Origin of the sequence: Pedobacter sp. UC225_61, assembly GCF_044452285.1 — a bacterium.
In the GTDB taxonomy this organism is placed as follows: domain Bacteria; phylum Bacteroidota; class Bacteroidia; order Sphingobacteriales; family Sphingobacteriaceae; genus Pedobacter.
In genome coordinates this window covers 2,021,881-2,034,042 of the sequence record NZ_JBIOAL010000001.1, presented here as the reverse complement: position 1 = coordinate 2,034,042, position 12,162 = coordinate 2,021,881, and the positions used below count along the sequence as shown (strand labels likewise).

The window sequence follows — 12,162 nt, the reverse complement described above, 5'->3', positions numbered from 1 at the left end:
ACTAACATGAATCAGTCTCTCGACAACAAAAAAGCAGCAAATAAAACAGCTATCTTTTTTGTAGTAAAACTTTTATTTTTCTACTTCGTATTTAGCCAAGGCAATTTGTTTATGAATAGCGTAATGAATGAAGGTAGTAGATTTTACAATGCATATATTTCAAATCATTTCGATTACATTCAAGGATTAAAAACAGCATTAATTGTACCTGCAGTATGGATTATTAAGCTATTCGGATTTTATGCTATTCATAATGAAATGGATGTATTGGTTGTAGCTGGACCTCACTTAAGAGTAAATTATTCATGTTTAGGTCTAGGTGTAATGTCGTTTTTAACCGCTTTTATAATTGCATTTCCAGCAAAACTAAAATCGAAAATTAAGCTCCTTATTTTAGGATTAATTATGATTTACATACTAAATATATTAAGAATAGCTGCGCTTGGAGTGTTATTAGGCTTTTTCCAATCTCAAAGAGATAATTTTACTTATCATCACGAAGTGTTTAATATTATAGTTTATGTTATTGTATTTATAGTGCTTTATTATTGGATAAAAAAGAATAGCACTCCCATTGTTAACCAAGAACCCCAATCAAAAATTGACTAAAGAAACCCAACTTAAAAAGGATTTTGATAAAAAGGATTTTAATCCTGGCGCTTCTTCTTTAAAAATTGCTTGTTGGTATTTTACAAGCATGCTATTTTTTCGATCAGGCTTAATTCCGTTTAGCTCAGTTTTAGTTTTTATATTAAGAGTTTTCGGTGCAAACATTGGGAAAGATGTTCGAATAAAACCTTTTATCTATATTCATTATCCGTGGAAATTAACCGTAGGTGATTATTCTTGGTTAGCAGAATGTAGAATTGAAAATTTGGCTGAAGTTCTTATTGGTAAAAATGTATGTGTTTCACAGCAAGCTATGCTATTAACTGGAAATCATGACTACAAAAAAACAGGTTTCGATTTAATTACCAAATCCATTGTTTTAGAAGATGGAGTTTGGATAGGTGCTAAATCAATTGTGTGTCCAGGCATTGTTGCTAAATCACACGCTGTTCTTGTCGTTAATTCTGTCGCCACAAAAAATATGGAAGCGTATTCCATTTATCAGGGAAACCCTGCAAATAAAGTAAAAGACAGAATAATAGATTAATTATTCTTCATTAATTGCTTTCCACAACATATCTTTTAGTTCGGTTATACCTTGTTGGGCAACTGCCGAAATAAATAGCGTAGGAATTTTAGGTAAATCTGCCTTCATTTCAGCTATCAGCTCTTCATCAAGCATATCTGATTTTGTTATTGCTAATAAATGAGGTTTTTGCATTAACTCCGAATTAAACTGTTGCAATTCATTTTTTAGAATTTCATATTCTTCTTTAATGCTTCTGCTTGTATCGGCAGGCACCATAAAAAGTAGAACAGAATTACGTTCAATGTGGCGTAAAAATCTAAATCCTAATCCCTTCCCTTTAGATGCTCCTTCGATAATTCCAGGAATATCTGCCATTACAAAAGATTTCCCATTGCGATAAGAAACAATACCTAAATTTGGAACTAATGTTGTAAATGGATAATCAGCAATTTCAGGTTTAGCAGCAGATAAAACAGATAACAAAGTTGATTTTCCGGCATTTGGAAAACCTACTAAACCTACATCTGCTAATACTTTTAACTCCAGTACCATCCACTCCTCTTTTCCTGGCTCTCCTGGTTGTGCAAAACGTGGGGTTTGTAAAGTTGGAGTTTTAAAATGCCAGTTTCCTAAACCGCCTCTTCCCCCTGGAGTTAAAATTTTGGTTTCTCCGTCTTCTGTAATCTCAAATAAAATATCTCCTGTTTCTGCATCACGAGCAATAGTTCCAAGTGGAACTTCTAAAATTTCGTCTTTCCCAGTCTTCCCAGTCTTCTGGCTACTTCCTCCACCTAATCCATCTTCAGCAATAATGTGCTTGCGATATTTTAAGTGAAGTAAAGTCCAAAATTGAGAATTTCCTCTTAAAATAATGTGTCCACCTCTTCCTCCATCTCCACCATCTGGCCCTCCAGTAGAAGTCAGTTTATCACGATGCAAATGTGCAGAACCTGCTCCTCCTTTACCAGAACGGCAACATATTTTTACATAATCTACAAAATTCGATCCCTGTGACATAACAATTTATTTAAAAACAAAAAAGCGGGAAGAACTGAACAATCTTTCCCGCTATTCTTTATCTCATTTATACTTTAATACTTATCTATAACGGCACACAAACTATTAAAAATATCATCGATATTTCCAATACCGTTAATTTTAGTTAACTTTTTTTGCCCATCATAATATGGTAACACTAAAATGATTTTGTTGAAATACTCATCAATTCTTTTTTGAGATTTCTCTGCTTGATCATCTAATCTACCTGTTTCTTTTTGACGTAACGCGACACGTTTTACCAACTCGTCTTTATCAACATCTAATGCAATTACACCGTCAATCTTACTCCCTTTTCCTTCTAAAAACTTATCTAATTCAACTGCCTGAGGAATTGTTCTAGGAAAGCCATCAAACACAAATCCTTTAGCATTTGGATTTTTGTCAATTTCTTCTTCTAACATGTCAATAGTGATTTTATCTGGCACTAACTCACCATCCGCAATTAATTTGCTTACTTTTTTACCTAAAGCAGTTTGATTTTTAATATGTGCTCTAAAAAGATCTCCTGTAGAAATATGCACTAACTGATATTTTCTAATCAGTTTTTCAGATTGGGTGCCTTTGCCTGCACCTGGAGGGCCAAAGAGAACTAAATTCAGCATTAAGGTTGTCTTTAAAAGTGAAAAAGCCTCACCGCCTGTTGGCAGCAAGGCTCTTTAATATTGGTGCACTTGTAGGGATTCGAACCCCAAACCTTCTCATCCGTAGTGAGATGCTCTATCCAGTTGAGCTACAAATGCGAATGTTAGTTAATATTTCCGTATGGTTAACGGATTGCAAAAGTAACGCTTGAAATTCAATTTAACAATTTTTTTTATTGAATAATTCAAATTAATCCGTTACCAGCTTTTTAATTGCATCAAAATCAGGCAAATCTGTTGCAACATCTAAAACCTCTGCATACTTAATCACACCTTGTTCATCTATTACAAACGCAGCTCTTTTAGAAACACCCTTTAAATTAAATACAAATTCTTCGTAAAATGAACCAAAAGCTTTAGATACTTCTTTGTTAAAATCAGATAATAAAGGAAATTGATAAAATTGTTCTTCTTTAAATTTAGCTAATGCAAAAGGAGAATCAACAGATATAGCAACAACTGCTGCATTCATACCTTCATAAAAACCAAAACTATCTCTCATAGTACACAATTGCGTAGTACAAGTTCCTGTAAATGCTAATGGAAAAAAGTGCAAAACCAATTTTTTCCCTTTATAATCACTTAATGAAACTTCTTTTAATTCTGAACTAAATAATTTAAAATCTGGGGCTTTATCGCCAACTTTTAGTGACATATCTTTTGTTTAATGGTTATCTATACAATTGTTTATTAGCTTAATTGTTCATTAATATGCTTAATGAAATAACACTTCTAAACTAATTAATTTCTTTCTTTGAGCTGTTGATCTAAAATCCCAAGCCCTTCTTCAAAGCTATGTGGTTGATAGTTTAAATCAGTCATCGCTTTGTCTAAAATAAACCCAGTGCGAACAGGTCGTTTTGCAGTTTGATTTAAAGTATCTGCACTGATTTCATTGATTAGACCTTTATCTAAATGCCAGAAATCAGCTACTCTTGCAACTAGCTCAGAAATACTCATCATATCTTTTCCAGAAGCATTGAATACTCCTTGTGCATTATGATTTACTGCTAACAAGCAAATATCAGCCAAGTCCTCAGCTAATGTAGGCATACGCCATTGATCGTTAACAATATTTAGTGGCTGTCCTTTTTCTAATGCCCCTTTAGCCCAAAGTACAATATTGCTTCTACTCATATCACTCACAATACCATATACAATAATGGTTCGCAGAATAGCCCACTTACATTTTGAATTTTTAATAGCTTCCTCTGCTAATAATTTTGTTTCTCCATAATAACTTAATGGGTTTGGAGCAGCTTCCTCATCATAAGGACCGTCTTCTCCATCAAATATAAAATCGGTTGATAGATGTACCAATTGAATATCGAGTTGTTCGCAAATAGCAATTAAGTTGATTACAGACTTTACATTTAAATCAAATGCCAATTCTTTTTGATCTTCGCAGGTATCCACATTTGTCATTGCTGCTGTATGGATAATTGCATCAGGCTTGTATTTTTCAATAACCGTTTTTACTTGATCAGGATTTAAGATATCCATATCTGCATATATATAACCTTCCTTTACAGGGAAACGATTTTCTCCTTTTGACGTAGCAATAAAATTTACGCCACCTTCTTTTAAAATCTTCTCAGTAATTTTTTGCCCCAAAAGCCCGTTACTACCTGTTATTAATATGGTTTTCATGGCCGCTAAATTATCGATAAAAAATCTGTTGAAAAATTTTTTATTATATATAAAATTTACATTGAAAAATCTTAACTTTGCAAACCGAATTGCGGGCGTATAAAAGCGCCTTTAACATTTTGATTTTTATAATTTTACCAAAAACAATATATGCCTAACATTGGAAAAATAGCGCAGATTATAGGACCGGTAGTTGACGTAAGTTTTGCTAACGATGCCCATTTACCTAAAATTTTCTCTGCATTAGAGATTACAAAAGAAAACGGACAAAAGATCGTTTTAGAAGTTCAACAACACCTTGGTGAAGACCGTGTACGTGCCATCTCAATGGATTCGACAGATGGTTTGGTACGTGGTATGGATGCAATAGATACTGGTGCGCCTATAAAAATGCCTGTTGGAGATCAAATTAAAGGTCGTTTATTTAACGTAGTTGGAGATGCTATCGATGGTATCACAGCCGTTGATAAAACTGGTGGTCGTCCAATTCACAATGCCCCTCCTAAATTTGAAGATCTTTCTACAGAAACTGAAGTACTATTTACCGGTATCAAAGTTATCGATTTGTTAGAGCCTTATGCAAAAGGTGGTAAAATTGGATTATTCGGTGGTGCCGGTGTTGGTAAAACTGTACTAATCATGGAGTTGGTAAACAACATCGCTAAAGCTTATGCTGGTTTATCGGTATTTGCTGGTGTGGGTGAACGTACTCGTGAGGGTAACGATTTACTTCGCGAGTTTATCGAATCTGGTGTAATCAACTATGGTGATGATTTCTTACACTCAATGGAAAAAGGTGGATGGGATTTAAAAACCGTTGATACAGAAAAATTAAAAGAATCAAAAGCAACATTGGTATTTGGTCAAATGAACGAGCCTCCTGGTGCACGTGCTCGTGTAGCTTTATCAGGATTAACAGTTGCAGAATATTTCCGTGATGGTGATGGTGAAGGCGCTGGAAAAGACATCCTTTTCTTCGTTGATAACATTTTCCGTTTCACTCAAGCAGGTTCTGAAGTATCGGCATTGTTAGGTCGTATGCCATCTGCAGTAGGTTACCAACCAACATTGGCAACTGAAATGGGTTTAATGCAAGAGCGTATTACTTCAACTAAACGTGGCTCAATTACTTCAGTACAAGCAGTATATGTACCTGCGGATGATTTAACTGACCCTGCACCGGCTACAACCTTTGCCCACTTAGATGCGACAACAGTACTTTCTCGTAAAATTGCTGAGTTAGGTATTTATCCTGCGGTAGATCCATTAGATTCTACTTCTCGTATCCTTTCTCCTGCTGTTTTAGGAGATGAGCATTACAATACAGCGCAACGTGTGAAAGAAACTTTACAACGTTATAAAGAATTACAGGATATCATTGCGATTTTAGGTATGGACGAATTATCTGAGGAAGATAAATTAGTTGTATCAAGAGCTCGTCGTGTTCAACGTTTCTTATCTCAACCATTCCACGTAGCTGAGCAATTTACAGGCTTAAAAGGTGTATTGGTTGATATTAAAGATACCATCAAAGGATTTAACATGATTATGGATGGTGAAGTTGATGAGTATCCAGAAGCTGCATTTAACTTAGTTGGTAGCATTGAAGAGGCTATCGAAAAAGGAAAAAAATTATTAGCAGAATCTAACTAGTACGTTGTACGTAAAAGTGATACGTTATAAATAAGCATATAACGTAAAACGTAAAATTTAAAGAATGACTTTAGAAATATTAACTCCAGATAAAAAAGTTTTCGAAGGCGATGTAACTTCAGTTACTGTTCCTGGAACTTTAGGTTCTTTTCAAATTTTAAAAGGCCATGCTCCTATTATCTCTACTTTAGAAGATGGTTTAGTAATTATTAAAGACTCTAACGGTGAAAACACCTTTAATATTAAAGGTGGTGTAGTTGAAGTTCTGGACAATAAAATTATAGTTTTAGCAGAAGCCGTACTTTCTTAAGTATAAATTTGCTAATTTGTAAAGCCCTTTGATAATTTCAAAGGGCTTTTTTATTTTTATATAAATTGCTCTCTTATGAAAAACGAAAATCAAGAGATTACCAAACAAGAAATTAAGAAAGAATTTCAGCTAGAACGCATGATTCTATTTAGCGATGCAGTATTTGCAATCGTGATTACATTAATGGCCATTGAAATTCATGTACCTAAATTACCAGATGGTGAACATTATACCGAAATAAGTTTCTTTGTTGCATTAAAACATGTTTATCCTTCAATATTTGGCTATGTTCTAAGTTTTTTCTTTGTTGGTGCAATGTGGTATAAGCACTTACAAATGTTCAGCTTATTAAAAGATTACAATAAGGGATTAATCGTTAGAAATTTGATTTTCTTATGTTTTATTGGGCTATTTCCGTTTGGCGTTTCTCTAATTACATTAAAATTGAATTTCCTCTTGCCTGCATTCCTTTATTTTCTGATTATCATTTTATGTATGGGTGCACAGCTAGTTTTACAGGATTACATCTTAAATAGAAGTAAAAGTATTATTATTAACGTTGATTACACTGATCAAAAATTGGATTTAAAAAAACGTATATATCTGTTTGTAACGATGGTCGTTATTGGTACTCTAGGTTATATTACATACACATTCTTTTTAGAAAAAGAAGATAAATCATTAGCTATGTTATGGGCATTAATCTTTATTCCAATTTCAATTTACATCAATAAACGTTTTAAATTTACGAAAGCTTAAATTCAGGTATAATACCTTTGGCCTGTATAATTTTTATGTTTTAGAAAGGGATAATTTTTCTAAGTATTTTTCAATTTTTTTTACTAGACACGTCATTTTACGCCGAAAATCTGCTAATTACAATGCAAGCATAATAAACATACCAAATACCGAAATCATATTTAGTCTACTTCACCCCAATGTATAACTCGAATAAATCTAATAAATAGGTATTTTATTCTGAATCTCATTAAAAAACAAAACAAAATTTTTTTTAAATTATTTTCCATTTGCTATTGCTTGTTTATGAACCAAAAACTAAATTGGTTTTATAAACAATGACAATGTACAACCCTAGCAATTTAGATTTACGTTTAACAAATAGAGCAGGCAATATGCCTACTTTATATGTCATTCTTATTGCTATTATTCTGCTACTAAGTAAGCAGCAAGGGTCGCTATAAAATGAATATTTAATACTCAAAATATACCTAAAGCGTCCCAATTAAAAGGGACGCTTTTTTTAAATAAAAAAATTAAGATGCAATACTATAATTCGAACACAGTAATTTATGTAAACGGACGGTTTGAAAAAGCCGAAGAAACCAAAACAGACTTGTACGGTCAGTCGTTACATTATGGTTTTGCCGCTTTTGAAGGAATAAGGGCTTATAAGACTCATAATGCTACTCGAATATTTAAAATCAAAGAGCATTACGACAGGCTACAACGCTCATGCGAGTTGGTTAATATTCCATTTCTGTGGGATAAAAATGAGTTAATTAAACAAACGTATCGATTATTAGAATTGAATAATCTGAAAGATGCCTATATCCGTCCTTTGGTATATTGCGAACCAAATATGACATTGATTGCTCCACAAAAAGCATCAATTATGATTTGTGCTTGGGAATGGGGTGCTTATTTAGGCAACAAACAATTAAAAGTTTGCATTTCTCCTTTTCAAAGACCTAACCCAAAATCAACTTTTGTTGAAGCTAAAATTAGCGGACATTACGTAAACTCTATCCTAGCCACAACTGATGCAAAAAGCAAGGGATTTGATGAAGCATTACTATTAGATATGAATGAAAATGTTGCTGAAGCTCCAGGTGCAAACATTTTCATAGAGAAAAATGGAAAATTATATACTCCTAGTTTAGGGAACATTTTAGCAGGAATAACACGCAACACGGTTATTGAATTATGTAACGTGTTAGACATTGAGGTTATAGAAAAAAGCATCAGCGTTGCTGAATTAAAAAAAGCAGATAGTGCATTTTTCTGTGGTACCGCAACCGAAATTATTGGCATCCATACTATTGATGATGTAGTTTATAAACAAAAATGGAATGATAGTATTGGCGCTACAATACAAAGAGCCTATAAAAATTTAGTATTAGAAAAAGTAAACTATGAAGTGATCATTTAGGCCCAAAATCGATCTAATGCGAAAGTAACTAATGAAACCAATTGAATAAATAGAAATGAACGAGATCAATAAATATAGTAAAACATTTACACAAGACCCTACTCAACCAGCAGCACAAGCCATGTTATACGGAATCGGTTTGACCGAAGCGGATATGGCAAAAGCACAAGTTGGTATTGCAAGCATGGGTTATGATGGAAACACCTGTAATATGCACCTTAACGATTTAGCTAAAGATGTAAAAATCGGTGTTTGGAAAAATGATTTAGTTGGTTTGGTTTTTAACACAATTGGTGTAAGTGATGGTATGAGCAACGGTACAGATGGCATGCGTTATTCATTAGTTAGCCGTGATGTAATTGCAGATAGTATCGAAACTATTTGTGGTGGGCAATATTACGATGGTGTAATTGCAATTCCTGGTTGTGATAAAAATATGCCAGGAGCAATTATGGCAATGGCTCGTTTAGATCGTCCTTCGATTATGGTTTATGGTGGAACGATTGCACCAGGATATTATAAAGGAGAAGAATTAAACATTGTTTCTGCATTTGAAGCTTTAGGACAGAAAATCTGTGGTAATCTTTCTGAAGAAGATTATCAAGGAATTATTAAGCATACGTGCCCAGGTGCGGGTGCATGCGGTGGTATGTATACTGCAAACACAATGGCTGCTGCAATTGAGGCTTTGGGCATGAGCTTACCTTATTCTTCTTCAAATCCGGCAGTAAGTGAAGAGAAAAAACAAGAGTGTTTAGATGCTGGAAAATACATCAAAATCCTTTTAGAAAAAGATATTAAACCATCTGATATTATGACGAGAAAAGCATTTGAAAATGCAATTCGTTCTATCATCATCTTAGGTGGAAGTACAAATGCAGTGCTGCATTTTATTGCGATTGGGAAATCGGTTGGTGTAGAAATTACGCAAGATGATTTCCAAAAAATGAGTGATGTAACACCTGTTCTTGCCGATTTTAAACCAAGTGGAAAATACTTAATGCAAGATTTACATCAATATGGCGGTATACCTGCAGTAATGAAATATTTATTGAATGAAGGTTTATTACATGGCGATTGCTTAACCGTAACTGGAAAAACCGTAGCAGAGAATTTGGCTGATGTAAAATCAGTTATGGATTACGACCAGAAAATCATTCAAAAACTAAGTGAACCACTTAAAGCTTCTGGTCATTTACAAATTTTGTATGGAAATCTTGCTGAAAAAGGTTCAGTAGCCAAAATAAGTGGAAAAGAAGGAGAAAAATTTGAAGGTCCGGCCCGAGTATTTGATGGTGAGCATGATTTAATTGCTGGTATTTCTAGCGGACGAGTAAAATCTGGCGATGTGATTGTCATTAAAAATGCCGGTCCTGTTGGTGCTCCTGGAATGCCAGAAATGTTAAAACCAACTTCAGCAATTATTGGTGCTGGATTGGGTAAATCGGTTGCTCTAATTACAGATGGTCGTTTTTCTGGTGGTACACATGGTTTTGTAGTTGGCCACATTACTCCAGAAGCTTACAAAGGCGGATTAATTGGTTTAGTGGAAAATGATGATCCGATTTTAATTGATGCTGTAAATAATATCATCAGTTTACAAGTAAGTGAAGAAATCATCGCAGAACGAAGAAAAAATTATAAACAACCTGCGCTAAAAGTGACTAAAGGTGTGCTTTATAAATATGCTAAAACTGTTTCAGATGCAGCAAGTGGTTGTGTAACAGACGAAGACTTATAAACACAAAAGAAATTAAGAAGCTAAAGAATCTAGAATAAAGACTATGGAAACTGCACAGGAAACATTACAAGCGGCTGAGGCTAAAGCAGAAACCTCAACAAAAACTTTCAAAGGAACTGGCTCACAAGTTCTATTAAATGGATTAATTGAAGAGGGTGTACATACCATTTTTGGTTATCCAGGAGGTGCAATTATGCCAATTTATGATGCATTATATGATTATGCCGATAAATTAAAACACATTTTGGTGCGTCATGAGCAAGGTGGAATTCACGCTGCTCAAGGTTTTGCCAGAGCAAGTGGTGAGGTTGGTGTTGTTTTTGCAACTAGTGGGCCCGGAGCAACTAATTTAGTAACTGGTCTAGCTGATGCACAAATTGACAGTACTCCACTAGTTTGTATTACAGGGCAGGTTTTTGCTCATTTATTGGGAACTGATGCTTTTCAGGAAACTGATGTGATTAATATTACTACGCCAGTTACCAAATGGAATTATCAAGTTACCGATGCAAATGAAATTCAAGAAGTTTTAGCAAAAGCATTTCATATTGCCAGAAGTGGTAGACCTGGTCCTGTTTTAATTGATATTACTAAAAATGCTCAATTACAAATCGAAGAATTTCCTGAATATGTAAAGTGCAACCACATTCGTAGTTATCGACCAAAACCAAAAGTTAGAGTACAATATATTGAACAAGCGGCAGAATTAATTAATGCAGCTAAAAAACCATTTATTTTATTCGGACAAGGTGTTGTTTTAGGTAAAGCCGAAGAAGAATTTAAAGCATTTATTGATAAAGCTGGAATTCCTGCTGCTTGGACAATTATGGGCGAAGGCGCAATTCCAACTTCGCATCCTTTAAACGTGGGTATGTTGGGGATGCATGGTAATTATGGGCCAAATGTTTTAACTAACGAAGCTGATGTAATTATTGCCATAGGAATGCGTTTTGACGACCGTGTAACTGGCCGTTTAGATAAATATGCAAAGCAAGCAAAAATTGTTCATTTAGATATTGATCCTGCCGAAATTGATAAAAATGTGAAAGCGGATGTGGGCGTTTGGGGCGATTGTAAAGAGACTTTACCGCTATTAACCAATTTGGTAAACGAAAGTAAACATGAAGATTGGTTAGCTAAATTTAGAGATTACAATCAACAAGAAATAGATCAAGTAATTACGCCAGAACTTTATCCAACTGGGGATGAAATGACCATGGGCGAAGTATTACGCAATATTAACGAAATTTGTGGTGGTGATGCAGTAATCGTTACGGATGTTGGTCAACATCAAATGGTCGCATGCCGTTATGCTAAATTTAATAATATACGTAGCAACATCACATCTGGTGGATTAGGTACTATGGGTTTTGGTTTACCTGCAGCAATTGGCGCGAAATATGGCGCTCCAAACAAAACAGTAATTGCCATAATTGGTGATGGTGGTTTCCAAATGACACCACAAGAATTAGGTACGATTATGCAATTCGGTGCAGCTGTAAAAATTCTGATTTTAAATAATCGCTTTTTAGGAATGGTTCGCCAATGGCAAGAATTATTTAACGATAAACGCTATTCTTCAGTTAACATTACCAGTCCTGATTTTGTAGCATTAGCAAAAGCTTACTACATCGAGGCGGATAAAGTTGATGAACGTGCAAATCTGAGAAAAGCTTTAGAAACGATGATAAATCATGAAGGTTCTTATCTGCTAGAAGTAATGGTTGGGAGAGAAAACAATGTTTTTCCAATGGTGCCGCAAGGTTGTAGTGTAAGTGAAATTAGGTTAAAGTAATTGAG

At 34.4% G+C, this 12,162-nt stretch carries 12 protein-coding genes and 1 tRNA gene; 8 read left to right on the top strand and 5 right to left on the bottom strand.

From position 1 onward, the window contains the following. Window positions 1–6: 6 nt before the first annotated feature. Window positions 7–609: an exosortase Y gene (gene xrtY / locus ACHMWN_RS09435; RefSeq protein ID WP_397300127.1), complete on the top strand. Its 603-nt coding sequence runs from the start codon at window positions 7–9 to the stop codon at window positions 607–609. Further along, the gene (locus tag ACHMWN_RS09430; protein WP_397300124.1) at window positions 602–1,156 is read left to right on the top strand and encodes a WcaF family extracellular polysaccharide biosynthesis acetyltransferase; all 555 of its coding nucleotides are present in this window, start codon (window positions 602–604) and stop codon (window positions 1,154–1,156) included. Before xrtY ends, ACHMWN_RS09430 begins: the two co-directional genes overlap by 8 nt. Here ACHMWN_RS09430 and obgE read toward each other — a convergent pair whose 3' ends face one another. The 5 genes from obgE to ACHMWN_RS09405 form a co-directional block, all read right to left on the bottom strand. Beyond that, window positions 1,157–2,155, bottom strand: coding sequence for a GTPase ObgE (obgE, locus tag ACHMWN_RS09425; RefSeq protein WP_397300122.1), 999 nt, complete (start codon window positions 2,153–2,155; stop codon window positions 1,157–1,159). Window positions 2,156–2,229: 74 nt separating this feature from the next. Continuing rightward, window positions 2,230–2,799, bottom strand: coding sequence for an adenylate kinase (locus ACHMWN_RS09420; RefSeq protein ID WP_397300119.1), 570 nt, complete (start codon window positions 2,797–2,799; stop codon window positions 2,230–2,232). Between the two features lie 61 nt (window positions 2,800–2,860). After that, window positions 2,861–2,937 (bottom strand) — tRNA-Arg (locus tag ACHMWN_RS09415). Between the two features lie 91 nt (window positions 2,938–3,028). Then, on the bottom strand, window positions 3,029–3,493 hold the full coding sequence (locus ACHMWN_RS09410; protein ID WP_397300116.1) for a redoxin domain-containing protein: 465 nt from the start codon (window positions 3,491–3,493) through the stop codon (window positions 3,029–3,031). Between the two features lie 86 nt (window positions 3,494–3,579). Continuing rightward, window positions 3,580–4,488 carry an SDR family oxidoreductase gene (locus tag ACHMWN_RS09405; protein WP_397300115.1) on the bottom strand — a complete coding sequence of 303 codons (909 nt, stop codon included), beginning with the start codon at window positions 4,486–4,488 and terminating at the stop codon, window positions 3,580–3,582. A gap of 150 nt (window positions 4,489–4,638) precedes the next feature. Between ACHMWN_RS09405 and atpD the strand changes: the two genes are divergently transcribed. The 6 genes from atpD (at window position 4,639) to ilvB (ending at window position 12,157) form a co-directional block, all read left to right on the top strand. Beyond that, on the top strand, window positions 4,639–6,141 hold the full coding sequence (gene atpD, locus ACHMWN_RS09400) for a F0F1 ATP synthase subunit beta (RefSeq protein WP_397300112.1): 1,503 nt from the start codon (window positions 4,639–4,641) through the stop codon (window positions 6,139–6,141). A 64-nt stretch (window positions 6,142–6,205) separates the two neighbouring features. Next, window positions 6,206–6,451, top strand: coding sequence for an ATP synthase F1 subunit epsilon (gene atpC / locus ACHMWN_RS09395; RefSeq protein WP_397300109.1), 246 nt, complete (start codon window positions 6,206–6,208; stop codon window positions 6,449–6,451). Between the two features lie 75 nt (window positions 6,452–6,526). Beyond that, a complete protein-coding gene (locus ACHMWN_RS09390; protein WP_397300106.1) occupies window positions 6,527–7,210 on the top strand; it encodes a TMEM175 family protein in 684 nt (227 codons plus the stop codon). Between the two features lie 520 nt (window positions 7,211–7,730). Further along, window positions 7,731–8,621 carry a branched-chain amino acid transaminase gene (locus ACHMWN_RS09385; RefSeq protein WP_397300104.1) on the top strand — a complete coding sequence of 297 codons (891 nt, stop codon included), beginning with the start codon at window positions 7,731–7,733 and terminating at the stop codon, window positions 8,619–8,621. Window positions 8,622–8,676: 55 nt separating this feature from the next. Beyond that, complete coding sequence (ilvD, locus tag ACHMWN_RS09380) at window positions 8,677–10,362, top strand: dihydroxy-acid dehydratase (RefSeq protein WP_397300101.1); 1,686 nt, start codon at window positions 8,677–8,679, stop codon at window positions 10,360–10,362. Window positions 10,363–10,405: 43 nt separating this feature from the next. Next, window positions 10,406–12,157: a biosynthetic-type acetolactate synthase large subunit gene (gene ilvB / locus ACHMWN_RS09375; protein WP_397300098.1), complete on the top strand. Its 1,752-nt coding sequence runs from the start codon at window positions 10,406–10,408 to the stop codon at window positions 12,155–12,157. Window positions 12,158–12,162 lie beyond the last annotated feature (5 nt).